Origin of the sequence: Tessaracoccus sp. OH4464_COT-324 (assembly GCF_003932855.1) — a bacterium.
GTDB lineage: Bacteria > Actinomycetota > Actinomycetes > Propionibacteriales > Propionibacteriaceae > Arachnia.
This window is the reverse complement of the sequence record NZ_RQYZ01000006.1, coordinates 27,574-42,024: the sequence shown is the minus strand read 5'-3', so window position 1 is coordinate 42,024 and position 14,451 is coordinate 27,574. Positions and strand designations below refer to the sequence as shown.

The following is a 14,451-nucleotide window of genomic DNA, read 5'->3' as shown; positions in this document are numbered from 1 at the left end:
CACATTTCCGCTCAGCCCTGGGCGTCGAGCTGGGCCTGGATCTCGTCGAGCACCTGCTCCGGCGAGTTGTTCTCCAACTTGCCCGCCGTCTTCTGTAGCGCAACCTGCAGGGTGTCCCACTCGGGGTTGCCCACAGGCTGGAAGGACACGGAACTCAGGGTCTCGTAGAACGGGGCAAAGTGCCCGGCGTCAGCGGTGGCCTTCTTGATCATGTTCTTGGTCACCGGCATGAGCCCGGTGCCCTTGTACCAGCTCTCGTAGTGCTTGTCGCTGTACATCAGGTCGAGGAAGGCCTTGGTGGCTTCTTTACGCTTCTCGTCCTGATTGTTGAACGCGACGATGAAATCGGTCACGCCGTAGGAAACGCCCTTGCCGTCCTTCGACGGCACCGGGGCCAGCTTGTACTTCACGTCCGAGAAGTCCTTATCCGTCTGGGTGAGGACGCCGGTGTGCATGAGCAACATGCCGAGCTTGCCGTTGTTGAACAGATCGACCGCGCCCTGGCGGTTGGTGGAGCCGACGTTGGGCTGGGTGAGGCCTTCGTCGATCATCATCTTCATCTGCTTGAATGCCTCGACAGCCTTGTCCTGCTTTGCAGTCAGCTTGCCGTCAACGCCCCACTCGCCGCCGTTACCCCACAGCCACAGCGACGTTTCCACCTGGGCCTCTTCTTCCCCGAGCGGCAAGCCGTAACCGTAGGAGCCGTCGTTGAGGTCCTTGATCTTCTTTGCGGCAGCGGTGAGTTCATCCCATGTCTTCGGCGGCTCCGTGATGCCTGCCTTCTCGAAGATTCCGGTGTTGTAGGCCATCAGGCGCGCCGACGCGATATCCGGCACCGCCCACAGTTTGCCGTCGGAACCCTTACCATTTTCGAGCAGCTTCGGCTCAATCAAGTCGATGGTCTCCTTGCTCATCACCTCCTCCACGGGGTAGAGCAGGCCGCCGGCGGCCATCGTCGCGTAGTTGTTGTCGTTCAGGATGTCCGGGTAGTCCTTGGCCTGGATTCGCGCCTGCACCTTCGACGTGAAGGCCTCCCAGCCTTCGATCTGCAGCTCAACCTTCACCTTGGGATAGGACTTGTTGAACTCGGCGATGATCTTCTCCCAGTCGCCCTTCGACGTCTCGGCGTAGGAGGGGGCGAGGATCTTGATCGTGGTCTCCAGGTCGGTGGCAGCCGACTTGCCCGCTTCTGAGGACTCCTTGCCCTTTCCATCGCCGGCGGCCGGAGCTGTGTCACCGCCCCCGCAGGCAGACAGCGCGAAAGCGCTGGCGAGGACCATCGCGCCCAGCTTGAACATACGCTTCATTGGAGTATGCCTTCCTTTAGTTTCACAAACAGCTTTGGTTGCGTGCGCACACAATAGTAATGCTCAAGAACGCTTGTGAACCCAGCCCCCCTTGAGCGCTCAGCTCAACTGCGCACAGCTCCTGCTAGCGTTCACAACCCCAAGTGAGCGGCGAAACGGCAATACACCTAGTGGAAAGGCGATTGCGCACGTTCCTCGGGAACCCAAGCGCCAGCGGGCCGGGAAATATAACAAATTGGACACATTTGTCGCCGCCCGCCGGACGGACAAGAAGCTGGTACAGAGGAAAGAACAGGCCGCACCCGTTCATGCCCCCTGGGTGCCTACCTAGGAGGAAGGCGTGAAGTGAGTGGTTGGTCCTGCGTCGCCCGTTGCTGATGCTCCCCCGGCCGCCAACTACGCCCGACCTTCCCGCGAACGAGCCCAAACAGCACCACGTGGGGGTGCGGCGCGCTCAACGGAGCTCTCGATCCCGTGCTCGGTGCAGCCCCGGGAATACGGCTAGGATCCTGAGCAGAAGACGGCAGGCAGTCCACCGTAACTCTGGGCTTCGGGCAGCCTAGCCCGCCTTCGACGTGGCGCAGCACCGGAGGTTCACATTCGGGGCTGCGCCTGTTCACGCCAGCATCATGTACTGGGCCGCCGGATGGGCCACGGGTCTCGATGAATCCGCCCACGTCCGCCCAGCAAACAGCTCGGCAACCCGGCCCAGGCGCAGCCGGTGCGCGACCAAGAGATATGCACACTTCGTACGGAAGAAGGGACTTGAACCCTCACGCCCTAAGGCACTGGAACCTAAATCCAGCGCGTCTACCAATTCCGCCACTTCCGCGTGGGCCAGGTGGCTGGCCACGACCCGGCCACAGTACCAGCCCCGACGCGACCGGGCCAATCGTCTCCGCGCTGCTTGGCTAGCCAACGCCCAACGGCGTCCGCTCCAACACCTCATAGCCTCGGCCCATCCCGAACGACCGAACCAGCGCGACCTCGCGGGCCACGAACTCCCACCTCGGCCAGCCGTCCAGCCGCTCAACCCACTCGGTCAGGCGAGTACCCGCCTTTGCCCGGGCCAGGGTCAGGTGCCCGACAAATTCCGACTCGTCCGCCGCTGCTCCGGCCCGCGCCGCCGCGGCCCGGCTCTGGGCGGCCAGCCGGGCCAGCTCGTCGTGCCCCGACTCGACTGCCAGCGCCAACAGATGCCCGCTGGCGTGCCTCGGGAAAGCCAGTCCCCCGCCGATCCGCAACCGGAAAGGCGCGACGCCCCGTGCGGCCCGCGCCAACTCCGAACGCACTGCCTCAGTATCGGGCACGTCGGCCATGAACGCGGTAGTCACGTGCCATCCCGCCGGCCGGGTCCACCTGAGCCCCTCCCCCGAGGCGCGCAGCGGCCCCAGCAGCCTGGACAACTCGTCGATCATCTCGCCGGGCGGCAACACCGCCGCAAACAGCCTGTCTCCCATCTACCCAGCCTAGTCCGGCAAGGCACAGACCAGTGGCAGCGGCTCCGCCAAGCTGAGTCCAGGGTCGGACAACGGCAGCGTCCGAATCGGCCCAGGTGAGCTGCCGCGCCACTCGAACCGAACCGTCACCAACCCCTTACCACTGCCCCACACCCAGCCCCGGCCGTGCTCGGCGTGCACCACGTCGGCCCCCGGGAAGAAGCCATGCCCGCGCACCGTCGCCGACGGCACCTCCTCCCGCACTTCCTCCGCAGCCGCCTGCGGCTCGCCGAACAGGGGATCCTGCGCGGCCGCCGCGAAGTTGCTCACCCCGATGCCGAGCAGCCGCACGCCTGCACGCAACTCGACGCCGGCGAGCAGCTGCACACCAGCGGCGGCTATCGTGTCGCCATCGTCGGTGGCCCCGCCCAGCGACGCCGACCGGGTGATGGTCTCAAAGTCGGCGAACCGCACCTTGATCGACACGGTGCGCGCGAACAATCCCTGGCGCGCCAGCCGCCGAGCCACCGCCGCCGCATCCCGACGAAGCAGGCTCTCCAGGTGCGCCCGGCTCAGGATGTCCGCCTGAAAGGTGTCCTCCGTCGAGATCGACTTCGCCTCCGAACTCGGGTTCACCTCCCGCCGATCGATGCCGTGGGCCGCATCCCTCAGCCAAGCGCCCGACGCCGCGCCCAGCTCCCGCTCCAGCTCACCCGGCTGAGCGCGACGCAGATCGTCCACCGTGTACATGCCGATCGCCACCAACCGCTGCTCGGTGGCGGGCCCAACGCCCGGGATGGCGCGAACCGGCAGCGGCCCCAGAAAACCCGGCTCCTCGTCGGGCGCCACCAGAAATACCCCGTTCGGCTTCGCACGCTCGGAGGCCAGCTTCGCCACCAGCTTCGTGGAACCCACCCCCACCGAAGCCGTCAGCCCCTCGGTGCGGCGCGTGAGTTCGGCGCGCAGCTCGGCGATGCGTCCGGGAAGCTCTTCCGCCGACCAGCCGGCGGGCGCCAGGTCGACGTAGGCCTCGTCGAGGCTGAGCGGCTCGACCAGCGGCGAAACCTCGCGCAGCAAGCCCAGCACCACGCGCGACGACTCGCGATACGCGGCAAACCGCCCGCCCAGGAACGCCACCTTGCCGCCCGCCCGCCTCCGGGCCTCGGCGCCGGACATGGCCGAGCGGATTCCGAAGGCGCGGGCCTCGTAGCTGGCGGTGGCCACCACCCCACGCACGCCACCGCCGCCCACCACCACCGGCCGCCCGGCGAGGCTCGGCTTGTCGCGCTGCTCAACCGACGCAAAGAAGGCGTCCAGGTCGAGGTGCAGGATGCTCACTTGGGCGTGGGCAGGTAAGCGACGAAGTCGAACTTCTCGTGCGGTTCGCGGGAAACTTCCGTCCATTCCCGCGGGGAGATGTAGGGGAAGGTGGCCGCCCCTTCGGGGGCCTGGTGGACGTGGGTGATGTCCAGCTCGGTGAGGTACGGCCAGGCGGCCGCGTAGATCTCCGCGCCGCCGCCGATGTAACAGACCTTTTCCGGGGTCTGCGCTGCCAGCTCCAGAGCCTCCTCGATCGAGTGCGCCACCTCAACCGTGTCGTCGCGCCAACTGCGGTCGCGGGTGACGACGATGATGCGCCTGCCCGGCAGCGTCCGGCCGATCTGCTCGTGGGTGCGCCTACCGAAGATCAGCGTGTTTCCCGTGGTCACGGCCTTGAAGCGCTTGAAGTCGTCCGGGAGGTGCCACAGCATGTCCTCCCCGGAACCGATCACCCAGTTCTCGGCCACTGCCGCGATCGCGACGATCCTCATCAGCCCTCCTAAACCGCCACGGGTGCCTTGATGGCGGGGTGCGGATCATAGCCCGTGAGCTCGATGTCGGCCAGCGTGAAGTCGAATAGGTCCGTCACCTCGGGATTCAGCCTGAGCGTCGGCAGGCCCCGCGGTGCGCGCGTCAGCTGCCTGCGGGTCTGCTCCAGGTGGTTGCAGTACAGGTGCGCGTCGCCCAGGGTGTGTACAAACTCCCCCGGCCGCAACCCGCAAACCTGCGCCACCATGTGGGTGAGCAGCGCGTAGCTGGCGATGTTGAACGGCACCCCCAGGAACACGTCGGCCGAGCGCTGATACAGCTGGCAGCTGAGCCGCCCGTCGGCGACGTAGAACTGGAACAGCGCGTGGCACGGCGGCAGCGCCATGTCGTCGAGTTCTGCGACGTTCCACGCCGACACGATGTGCCGCCGCGAGTCCGGGTCGGCGCGGATGGCCTCGACCACCTGCGAGATCTGGTCCACCTCACCGCCGCGGGTGGGCCAGCTGCGCCACTGGCGGCCGTAGATGGGGCCGAGCTCGCCGTCGGCGTCGGCCCACTCGTCCCAGATGCTGATGTCGTTTGCGTGCAACCACTCGACGTTGGTGTCGCCGCGCAGGAACCAGAGCAGCTCGCCGAACACGCTGCGGGTGTGGACCCGCTTCGTGGTGAGCAGCGGGAAGCCATCGGCCAGGCCGAAGCGCATCTGATGGCCGAATACGCTGAGGGTGCCGGTGCCGGTGCGATCCGGCTTTTGCACACCGTGGTCGAGGATGTGGTTTAGCAACTCCAGGTACTGCTTCACTGCGTCTCCCCCAACCACTCGACGAAGGCACGCACCGCCTTGCCGCGGTGGCTGATGGAGTCCTTCTCCGCCGACGTCAGTTCCGCCGACGTCCGCTGCTTCCCCTCCGGGATGAACAGCGGGTCATAGCCGAAACCGTTTTCACCACGCGGGGCCTCCGCGATCGTGCCCTCCATGGCTCCGCTCCACACCCGTTCTTCGCCCTCCGGGCTGACCAGGGCGAGCGCGCACCGGAACCGGGCCCCGCGCCGCTCGGGCGCGACGCCGTGGAGCTGGGCCAAAAGCAGTTCGTTGTTTTCCTCGTCGTCGCACATCGGGCCCGCCCAGCGGGCCGAACGCACCCCCGGCATCCCGTTGAGTTCGTCCACCTCCAGGCCAGAGTCGTCGGCGACGGCGAACTCGCCAGTGTTGCGCGCTGCGGCCCGCGCCTTGATCAGCGCGTTTCCGTCGAAGCTGCGCTCGGTCTCCTCCGGCTCGGGATAGCTCGGCAGATCGCTCAGGCCAAGCACCTCCAGCGTCAGCCCCGCGCCGGCCACGACGCGACGCAGCTCCGCGAGCTTCTTCGGGTTGTTGGTGGCCAGCACCACCCGCTGGGGACGCCTCATGCCAGGGCCTCCCGTTGCAGCTCGGTGAGGGTGCGGCAGCCGGCCTCGCCGAGGTCGATGAGCCGGTCGAGCTCCGCTCGGGTGAATGGCTCGCCCTCGGCCGTGCCTTGCACCTCGATGAACCGGCCCGAGCCGGTCAGCACCACGTTGAGGTCGGTGTCGGCCTTCGAATCCTCCTCGTAGGCCAGGTCGAGCAGCGCCTCGCCGCCGACGAAACCCACCGAAACTGCGGCGACGGAATCCTTGAGCGGGTTGCCCTTCAGCGCTCCCCGCGCCTTGAGGGTGGCGACGGCGTCCGCCAAGGCCACGTAGGCCCCGGTGATGGCGGCGGTGCGAGTGCCGCCGTCGGCCTGCAGCACGTCGCAGTCCAGCACGATCGTGTTCTCGCCCAACGCCTTCATGTCGACGACCGCCCGCAGCGACCGGCCGATCAGCCGGGAAATCTCGTGGGTGCGTCCGCCAATCCGACCCTTGCGCGACTCGCGGTCGGTCCTGGTGTGTGTCGAGCGCGGCAGCATCTCGTACTCCGCGGTCACCCAGCCGAGCCCCGAATCCTTGCGCCACCGGGGCACCCCGACGGTGGCGCTCGCCGCCACCAGAACGCGGGTCTTCCCGAACTCGATCAGCACCGACCCTTCCGCGTGGTCTAACCAGTTGCGGGTGATGGTGACCGGCCGCAACTCGTCCAGGCTGCGGCCGTCAATGCGGGAAAAGCTCATGGCTCGCTAGCCTAGCCGCTTCCCCGGTCACACGTCAGTTTCTGGCCCGGTCAGCGCGGGCAGGTGCACCGCTGCTCCACGGGCACCCCCTCCAGGGCTTCCTCGATGTGCTGGCCGCAGCCGGCCCAGGTTGGCTTTCCGCACTTTTCGCAGGTGACTCGCTTGCACATGGTTTCCTCATCACCTCCTCCGCTCAAGTCAGCGTGATCGAAGACACGTCGGAGACGAACCCTCCCACCAGCCTGCGTCCGATGCCTTGGAAGTTTGTTGCGTCTCCGGTGGTGTAGAAGAGCCGTCGCACGTCGCGCGGCTGATGGTGGGCCAGCCCGGCCTGGGTGAGTTGGACGTAGGTGGACTGGGCACAGGCGTCGGCGCTGGACACGAGCGTCACGGAGTTGCCCAGCACGTAGGAGATCACGCCGCTCAACAGCGGGTAGTGGGTGCAGCCCAGGATGAGAGTGTCGCAGGCCGCAGCCTGAATCGGCGCAAGGTACTCCTCGGCCACCGCCAACAGCTCGGGGCCGCCCGTGATGCCCGCTTCTACGAACTCCGCGAACCGGGGAGCCGCCTGCAGCGTCAGTCGGATGTGGTTCGCCACGCCGAAGGCTTCCTCGTAGGAGCCGCTCGACACCGTCGATCGCGTGGCGATCACCCCCACCGAGCCGTTCCGGGTGGCTGCGACAGCCCGCGACGCCGCGGGCAGGACCACTTCCGTGATGGGCACCGAGTAACGCTCCCGCGCATCCCTCAGTGCTGCCGACGAGGCGGAGTTGCAGGCGATCACCAAGGCCTTCACGCCCTGGTCGACCAAGAAGTCCAGCCCTTGCAGGGCAAAACTTCGCACCTCGGCGATCGATCTGGGACCGTATGGGGCGCGCGCGGTGTCGCCCAGGTAGATCAGGTCCTCGTTGGGCAGCTGCTCGACAAGGGAGCGCACGACCGTGAGACCGCCGAATCCCGAGTCAAACACCCCGATGGGCAATTCTTTGCTCACTCGTCCTCCAAATCAGCCCACATCTCCGGGTTCAGCCCTTCCCCAGCCCGCACGCATTCGTTGCGGCTCTCGATCATGACCTCGATCAGGTAGGCGAGCCAGTCCAGCAGCACCGCCATCGGGCGATCCGCGCTCGCCTGCTCTGGCGTGGGTTGCACCAGGCGCTCCGGAGAGCCTGTAAGTTCCGCCGTCAACATCGCCCGGTTGGCGCCCAACACCTGAAGCCAGCAATCAAAGTCGCGCTCCGCAACCTGCACGACCGGACCCTCGTGCAGCAGCGCGCGCAGCACTACTGAGGATGCTTCGTGCAGCGCCACCGAGCGCGACCGAACCATCTCCTCCCAGGCTGAGGAGTCACCGTCAAACTCCTGGGGAACCGGACGCGGGAAGAGCCTCCGCAGCTCTGGAGACTCCAATTTGGCCAGTGCCGAAAACTGCTCGTCAGCCATCAGCGCGGCCAGGGGATCCGCGAACTCCCGGCAGGCGCTCGGCGGCATCAGTTGCTCCAGCTCGCAGCTGAAGGTGAACACGATTCTGCGCAGCAGCGACTTGGTGTCGCCCCGGCCGTCGAAGGCCCAGACGATGGCATCCGGCGGCAGACTCATGCCGGCTCCATGCTCGCCCACAGCGAGTAATTCTGCATCGCCATCACGTCGCGCTCCATCTCTTCCCGGTTGCCCGTCGAGACGACGGCTTTTCCCTCGTTGTGCACTTGGAGCATCAACCGCTCGGCCTTCGCCGCCGGGTATTTGAAATAGTCTTGGAAGACGTGCGCCACGTAGCTCATCAGGTTCACCGGATCGTCCCAGACGATGGTCACCCACTGCCGCTGCTGTTGCAGGGCAGCCGCTCGTTCCGTTTCGGCGATCAACTCGGTCACCCTCCTAGCCTGCCATCGTTCAACAAAGATGGCACCTCAATCGGCGACGGAGCGTGTTTCCGGAAGTGCCGATCCTCCCAGCGTGATCTGAGGCAACGGTAGGGACGGGGTGAGGGGCCGATTCGCCCCACCCGGCAGGTCGCGGCCCTACGCGACTTTCACGACAGGTCCTAGACTGCGTACATGACTACCGCTCTGCTGACGGACCACTACGAGCTGACGATGGTGCAGGCCGCTCGCCTGGCGGGCACCGCCGAGCGTCGAAGCCTGTTCGACCTCTTCACGAGACGGCTGCCCGAAGGGCGGCGCTACGGGGTGCTGGCTGGGATCGGGCGAGCGCTCGACGCCGTCGAAAACTTCCGCTTCAACGAACCCGAAATCGACTTCCTGCTCCGAACCCGCGTGGTGGACGAGGCTACCGCCCAGTGGCTGGCCGACTACCGATTCACCGGGGATATTTGGGGCTACCCGGAGGGGGAACTGTATTTCCCGGGCTCGCCCGTATTGTCCGTCGAGGGCACCTTCGCCGAGGCCGTCGTTCTGGAGACCGTGCTGCTCAGCATCTTGAACTACGACTCCGCTGTTGCCTCCGCCGCCTCGCGCATGACGTGGATGGCGGGCACACGCCCCTGCGCCGAGATGGGCGCCAGGCGCATGCACGAGGAGGCCGCCGTCGCCGCCGCACGATCCGCCTACATCGCAGGCTTCGCCTGGACCTCCAACCTGGAGGCCGGCCGCCGCTACGGCATCCCGACGGCAGGCACGGCCGCACACTCCTTCACCCTGCTGCACGACTCCGAGGAGGACGCGTTTCGCGCCCAGCTCGACACGTTCGGATTCGGCACGACGCTGCTCGTCGACACCTACGACATCCCGGGCGCCATCCGCAAGGCCGTCGAGTTGACGGACGGCAAGCTGGGCGCGATCCGCCTCGACTCCGGTGATCTCGCCCTGGTGGCCCGCGAAGCCCGCGACCTGCTCGACGACCTGGGAGCCACCGACACTCGCATCATCGTCACCTCCGACCTCGACGAGTGGCAGATCGCCGCGCTGTCTGGCGCCCCCGTCGACGGATACGGCGTGGGCACACAGCTCGTCATCGGCTCGGGGCATCCCACCTGCTCGTTCGTCTACAAGCTGGTGGCGCGCGCCGATGACGATGACCCGTCGTCCGAGCTGCTGCCGGTGGCGAAGAAGTCGAAAGGCAAAGGCTCGCTGGGCGGCCGCAAGTTTGCGCTGCGCCGGCGCGGACCAGACGGCGTTGCCGAAGCCGAGGTGGTGGGTCTCGGCGCACCACCAAGCAACGATGGCAACGACCGTAGTCTGCTTGTGCCCATGTTCACCGCCGGGAAACGCGTCTACCACGAGCCGCTGGACGCAGCCCGTGCCCGGCACGTGGCCTCCCGCGACGAGCTGCCGCCGGCCGCCAGGCGGATCTCCAAAGGCGAGCCGGTGCTGGAGACCGTGATCGTTGACGAATGGGGTGCTGAATCTCCGAGCCCCTTTACGAGGAGTTCGTGAGAGTGGTGGAGATCTTCCTATTCGCCCTGTTCGGCATCATGTTCATCGCCGGCGGGGTCGTCGCTTTCATCGCCGTAGCTCCCCAGCTTACCGGGCTGGCCTTGCTGCTGCTGGGGATCACCTGCCTGGCCGCGGCCGCGGTGGGGTGTTGGCTGTTGGCCCAGATCCCGGCCCAACTTCGGCTCGGCCGAGCCATCAACGCCGACGACTTCCTCCCGCTGGCCTCCACGGCCGGCGCCAGCAACGCCCCCGCCGACGTCCAACAGCTTGCGCGCGCACTGCACAGCGAACTCGCGGGCACGCCCTTCACCATTTCCGCCAGTTCCGACGCGGTGCGCGCCGAGTTCGACACGGGAAAGTTCGGCGGCGCCTCGGCACAAGCCCGGGCGCTGCTGCGTACCACGCTGTCCCGCTCGGCGGGCGGCTTCGTCCGCACGGACCAGTCGCTGGAGTGGGACGCGCACGCTGGCACTTTCCAGCTTCGCGGGCGAGGGTCCGCCACCAGCGGCAGGCAGTGGAGCTTCGGCCGCGAACTAGAGTTCACCCCCGGCCCGGACGGGCTGACCAAGACCGGCGACAGGCAGCTCGGCCCTGCGGGCCTGGACTCGGCGATCAAGCGAGCCCTCGCCGCGTGCGGGCAGCGCGCCAAGCTCGACGTGGCCAGCAAGGTGGGCGTTGTGGCGGCCGTTGCCTCGGTGGTGTTGACCTTGCTCGCCGGTGCCGTGGCGGTGGCTGCCGGAGCCCTGTAGCACCTGCCCAGTGAATTAAACGAAGAAGGGGCGGTGGATTCAACCACCGCCCCTTCTTCGTCGTCACAGCTCAGCTGATGCGCGCAGAACCGACGAACTGCTGGAAATCCTCGACGTACTCGCCCAGGCTCGAAGCCTCCGCCGTCAGCATGAAGCAGTAGGTCACGAATTCGCCGCCCTCGACGCTCTCGGCCACGACGATGACCTGCGCCTGGGACAGGCTGATGGCCCGGCCTTCCTCGTCGCGCGCCACCGTGTTCACCTGCTGGAGGATGGTTCGCTTGCTCTCATCGATCTGCCTCTTGGCGATCTTGAGATCGGGATCCACCAGCCGGAGCCGCCCGGCAACGGTGTCTGCCAACTGCTCCAGCGTGGTTTCCGGACGCAATGGCGCCATGTCCACCGCGATGTTTGGGCGGAACACGTCGAAGTCGCCGGAGCGCATCGCCAGGAACTGCTGGCCTGCGGCCGGCGGAACCGACAGCCACAGGTCGTTGGGCAACGAAAACTCAATCGTCTTATCCATCATCGGCCCGAAGCCTATCACTTGAAGAAGGACCTGATGTCAGAAGCCACGCCGCGAGCGCCGTCGACCACCTTGTTCAGGTCGAGAGTGACCTCGAAGCCGGCCTTGAGGCCGACGCCAAGCCCTGCGCCGGCGGAAGCGCCGATCTTGAACTTGCCGTCCTCGTAGGCGATCTTGCCGTCGGCCTCCGCGCCGACACCAGCCCAAGCTTCGCCCTTGAGCCCCACACCAACCGGGCCAGCCTCGTGGCTGATGCCGCCCTGGGCGCGGGCCCCCGCGAAGGCGCCCACCTCACCCTTGGCTCCCTTGATCTCGGAGTCCCAGCCGGCGCGCACCTTGGCTTCCGCCCGGCCGCCCACCTCTCCACTCAACTCGCCCTTCGTGGTGCCCAGAGCCGACGAGAACTGCCCGTCGCCCGCTGCCCGGAGACCGGCGAACACCGAGGCCTCAGCGCCGACGCCCTTGCCCGTGGTGTAGACGCTCGCCTCGGACTTACCAATCGCGAACTCCAACTCCCCGTGGTAGCGCAGCTTGCCGAAGCGGAAGTCACGGCTCCCGCCGTCTTCCACCTTCTTGCCCCACAAACCGTCGTACTCGGCTTTCAGGAACTCGTACTTGGCGGAGAACTTGGGTTTGCTGTCCGACTCCTCGAACTTGTCTCCCCACTCACGGTCGCGGTCGATCTTGTCCTTGCCCAGCTTCCAGCGGTCGTCCTGGCCGTAGGAGCCCTGGCCCCCCAGCTTCAGATCATCCGGCTTGCCCTCGCCGCCGAAGAGGCGGCCGCCCCACTTGAACGGGTCCTTCGGCTGCTCAACGCCGAGCAGCTTGCACAGAGCGTTGATGACCTGGCTCGCTTTCTGGAAGAACTCCTGCAGGTTCTTCACGACGGTGGCCACCTTGTTGAGGAAGTCGGCGATCTGCTTGACGATCTTGATCACCTGAGCCAAGAGGCGTGCGGCCTGAGCGATCGCCCACGCGAACCACTTGGCCAGCGATGCGCCGTAGGTGACGCTCGCCGCGGCTTGGGCGATCTGGTAGGCCACCTCGACCATGGTCACCACCTCGCGGACGAGTTGCTGCAACGACTGTGCCGCTTCCTTCGCCGCCTGAGCGGCGTTCCTCAACAGTTCGCCCATCTGCTTAAGCATCGGTGCGGTCTGCTGAACCTGCTGCACCACGTCGGACACCTTCTTGCGGAAGGCCTCAGCCGCCGGCCCTTGCCAGAACTGCACGGCACCGGATGCCTGCTGAGCCTGCGAACCGATCTGCTGGATGTTGTTGCACAGCTGATCGTAGGTAGGCGCGTTGCCTTCGACGTTGTCGGGTTCGCCGACGATCAGCTTGGTGGCCAGCATGATGCCCACCTGCACAACCGCCATCACACCCTTGGTGGGGCCAGAGCCGATCATGAATCCTTGAGCGACCTGCATCACGTACCGGTTCATCCGATGCCTCCAAAGAACTTCTCGATTGCCTGCTGGGTGCTGCTCTCAAACAGTTCGTAGAGAGACAGTGTGAAGTTCAACCCCTTCTCGATGGCCTCCAGCGACGACGTGATGTCGGCCAGCGCCTGGTTGCTTTGGCCCAGGTTCTCCTGGAAGGCGTTGAACAGCGTGAGGATGCCTTGGAGACATCCGAAGTCGTTAGAACCGATGTTGACGGTGGACAGCAAGCTCTGCTGCTGGGTCGACTGACCCTTGAGCGTGGAGAAGGCGTCGCAAGCCGTCTTCAGCTCAGAAATCTGCACTTGGAAATCGCTCATAGGAGCAACACTAGGCGTAGATGGGTTCACTCACGGCAAGAACCCGGACTGTGATTCAATTCAGTTCATGACCGAGGATTGGAACAGCACCTTCGAAACCCCCCAGATCAAGAGCCTGCTGCAGCTCGCTGAGGCACAGTTCACCGCTTACGGCCCCCAGGGAGCCAGCGTCACCGTAGACAGCACCGGCGGCGTCGTCGATGTGGTTTTTGGATCGTCAGACCTGCCCGGAGACGTAGGATCTTTCCTTGTTGGCGCCTACAACGACGCCCTCACCAGCGCCGAGAGCGCGGCCAGGACGATTGGCCTTGCGACCGCACAGCTGGCCCCCGAGGTGGAGGAGGCGATCCGCGAACCGGGCGACCCCACGGGTACCCTTCCCGAGGAGCACCGTGCAGACTCCGCTGACGGCAAGGCCTCGGCAACCGTCGACGCCGTGCGGATGCGGCTGGTGGCGCTTTACCTCGAAGACGTGGAAGACGCCACCCGCCGCAGCGTTGGCGAGGCGATCGACGCGGCTTTCTCGATGGCCCGCGGCCTGGAAGGCCAGAGCTTCAACTCAGTGTCCAACGAGGTCATGACCAACCTCAGCAAGGCGATCAGCGCGTTGGAGGGCAACCTCAGTCAGATCTCGGACAGCGTCAGCCAGGCGATGCGCAACTTGGACTGAGCGATTCTCGCCAAACCTGCCGCTTCAGGGGGTTGCGCGTGGTTGAATCCAGTCATGGACTACCCACGAGACGAACACCCGTGGGACGAGCTCGCTCGCTTCGCTGAACGCCGATTCGAGGGGATTTCCGGCCATGCAACCGCCGTCGTTGACGGCGCGCTGTCGCTGGTGTCCGTCGAAGTCGACGGGCCATTCCACGAGAACACCTCGGCTTGTATCCGCAAGTCGATAAATCGCGCTCTGACAGCAGCCCGCGCCGCACTGGCGCGGCTGCTGGCGAGCGATCGAGCCATAGAGATGCCCGAACAGGTGCGCGCTGTGTTGAACGGTGCCTCCGTGCCCAAAGACGGCACCGAGCAGCGTGATTTCGAGGCCAAACACGTCGGGATCGTGATCCGCATCGACGGCAAGGATTGTCTGGTCGCCTGGGTGGACGCACCCAGCCCTCGCCACCTGTTCCTACTGCCACGCGTGGTCAACGCGGGGCTGCACGCCGTCGAGAGCGGAACCCCACAAGCTGTGCAGCAGGCCTTCGACTCCAGCTGGGCCGACATCATCGGCGGTCTGGACGATTTGGAAAGCCAGCTCGACGGCGTCATCGCCGAGCACGGCCTCGGCGGCTAAAGCCTGTCACGAAAGTGCTGTCGGAGCGGGGACGCCCGGCTTGG

At 66.1% G+C, this 14,451-nt stretch carries 17 protein-coding genes and 1 tRNA gene; 4 read left to right on the top strand and 14 right to left on the bottom strand.

Features of this window, described 5'->3' with window-relative positions:
• Window positions 1-11: 11 nt before the first annotated feature.
• The 11 genes from EII42_RS05190 to clpS all read right to left on the bottom strand — a co-directional run bounded on the left by EII42_RS05190 (window position 12) and on the right by clpS (window position 8,555).
• Complete coding sequence (locus tag EII42_RS05190; RefSeq protein WP_125171054.1) at window positions 12-1,307, bottom strand: ABC transporter substrate-binding protein; 1,296 nt, start codon at window positions 1,305-1,307, stop codon at window positions 12-14.
• Between the two features lie 750 nt (window positions 1,308-2,057).
• A tRNA-Leu gene (locus tag EII42_RS05185) sits at window positions 2,058-2,139 on the bottom strand.
• A gap of 79 nt (window positions 2,140-2,218) precedes the next feature.
• Window positions 2,219-2,767, bottom strand: a complete 549-nt coding sequence (thpR, locus tag EII42_RS05180) for an RNA 2',3'-cyclic phosphodiesterase (protein ID WP_125171053.1) — start codon at window positions 2,765-2,767, stop codon at window positions 2,219-2,221.
• A 9-nt stretch (window positions 2,768-2,776) separates the two neighbouring features.
• Window positions 2,777-4,084 (bottom strand): DNA polymerase IV, encoded by a 1,308-nt coding sequence (locus tag EII42_RS05175; RefSeq protein WP_233558284.1) that lies wholly within the window; start codon window positions 4,082-4,084, stop codon window positions 2,777-2,779.
• Window positions 4,081-4,557, bottom strand: a complete 477-nt coding sequence (locus EII42_RS05170) for a dihydrofolate reductase (protein ID WP_125171051.1) — start codon at window positions 4,555-4,557, stop codon at window positions 4,081-4,083. The genes EII42_RS05175 and EII42_RS05170 overlap by 4 nt, the downstream gene beginning before the upstream one ends.
• 8 nt (window positions 4,558-4,565) lie before the next feature.
• Entirely contained in the window at window positions 4,566-5,357 is a 792-nt protein-coding gene (locus EII42_RS05165) for a thymidylate synthase (protein ID WP_125171050.1), read from the bottom strand.
• On the bottom strand, window positions 5,354-5,962 hold the full coding sequence (rdgB, locus tag EII42_RS05160) for an RdgB/HAM1 family non-canonical purine NTP pyrophosphatase (protein ID WP_125171049.1): 609 nt from the start codon (window positions 5,960-5,962) through the stop codon (window positions 5,354-5,356). Before rdgB ends, EII42_RS05165 begins: the two co-directional genes overlap by 4 nt.
• Window positions 5,959-6,681 carry a ribonuclease PH gene (gene rph / locus EII42_RS05155; protein ID WP_125171048.1) on the bottom strand — a complete coding sequence of 241 codons (723 nt, stop codon included), beginning with the start codon at window positions 6,679-6,681 and terminating at the stop codon, window positions 5,959-5,961. The genes rdgB and rph overlap by 4 nt, the downstream gene beginning before the upstream one ends.
• A 193-nt stretch (window positions 6,682-6,874) precedes the next feature.
• Window positions 6,875-7,675 carry a glutamate racemase gene (murI, locus tag EII42_RS05150; protein ID WP_125171047.1) on the bottom strand — a complete coding sequence of 267 codons (801 nt, stop codon included), beginning with the start codon at window positions 7,673-7,675 and terminating at the stop codon, window positions 6,875-6,877.
• On the bottom strand, window positions 7,672-8,280 hold the full coding sequence (locus EII42_RS05145; RefSeq protein WP_125171046.1) for a DUF2017 family protein: 609 nt from the start codon (window positions 8,278-8,280) through the stop codon (window positions 7,672-7,674). Before EII42_RS05145 ends, murI begins: the two co-directional genes overlap by 4 nt.
• Window positions 8,277-8,555, bottom strand: coding sequence for an ATP-dependent Clp protease adapter ClpS (clpS, locus tag EII42_RS05140; RefSeq protein ID WP_199729803.1), 279 nt, complete (start codon window positions 8,553-8,555; stop codon window positions 8,277-8,279). The genes EII42_RS05145 and clpS overlap by 4 nt, the downstream gene beginning before the upstream one ends.
• A 183-nt stretch (window positions 8,556-8,738) precedes the next feature.
• Between clpS and EII42_RS05135 the strand changes: the two genes are divergently transcribed.
• Together EII42_RS05135 and EII42_RS05130 are read left to right on the top strand one after the other, a co-directional pair.
• Complete coding sequence (locus EII42_RS05135) at window positions 8,739-10,076, top strand: nicotinate phosphoribosyltransferase (RefSeq protein WP_125171044.1); 1,338 nt, start codon at window positions 8,739-8,741, stop codon at window positions 10,074-10,076.
• Complete coding sequence (locus tag EII42_RS05130; RefSeq protein ID WP_125171043.1) at window positions 10,073-10,825, top strand: hypothetical protein; 753 nt, start codon at window positions 10,073-10,075, stop codon at window positions 10,823-10,825. The genes EII42_RS05135 and EII42_RS05130 overlap by 4 nt, the downstream gene beginning before the upstream one ends.
• A gap of 70 nt (window positions 10,826-10,895) precedes the next feature.
• Here the strand turns inward: EII42_RS05130 and EII42_RS05125 are convergent, their stop codons facing one another.
• From EII42_RS05125 to EII42_RS05115, 3 genes are read right to left on the bottom strand one after another with little or no spacing between them, the layout of a single operon-like run.
• The gene (locus EII42_RS05125; protein WP_125171042.1) at window positions 10,896-11,354 is read right to left on the bottom strand and encodes a hypothetical protein; all 459 of its coding nucleotides are present in this window, start codon (window positions 11,352-11,354) and stop codon (window positions 10,896-10,898) included.
• A gap of 14 nt (window positions 11,355-11,368) precedes the next feature.
• Window positions 11,369-12,796, bottom strand: coding sequence for a hypothetical protein (locus EII42_RS05120; RefSeq protein ID WP_125171041.1), 1,428 nt, complete (start codon window positions 12,794-12,796; stop codon window positions 11,369-11,371).
• Window positions 12,793-13,113, bottom strand: a complete 321-nt coding sequence (locus EII42_RS05115; protein WP_125171040.1) for a hypothetical protein — start codon at window positions 13,111-13,113, stop codon at window positions 12,793-12,795. The genes EII42_RS05120 and EII42_RS05115 overlap by 4 nt, the downstream gene beginning before the upstream one ends.
• Window positions 13,114-13,180: 67 nt before the next feature.
• Between EII42_RS05115 and EII42_RS05110 the strand changes: the two genes are divergently transcribed.
• Both EII42_RS05110 and EII42_RS05105 read left to right on the top strand, forming a co-directional pair.
• Window positions 13,181-13,783, top strand: coding sequence for a hypothetical protein (locus EII42_RS05110; RefSeq protein WP_125171039.1), 603 nt, complete (start codon window positions 13,181-13,183; stop codon window positions 13,781-13,783).
• Between the two features lie 54 nt (window positions 13,784-13,837).
• Window positions 13,838-14,407, top strand: a complete 570-nt coding sequence (locus tag EII42_RS05105; RefSeq protein ID WP_125171038.1) for a hypothetical protein — start codon at window positions 13,838-13,840, stop codon at window positions 14,405-14,407.
• The last annotated feature ends 44 nt before the right edge of the window (window positions 14,408-14,451 follow it).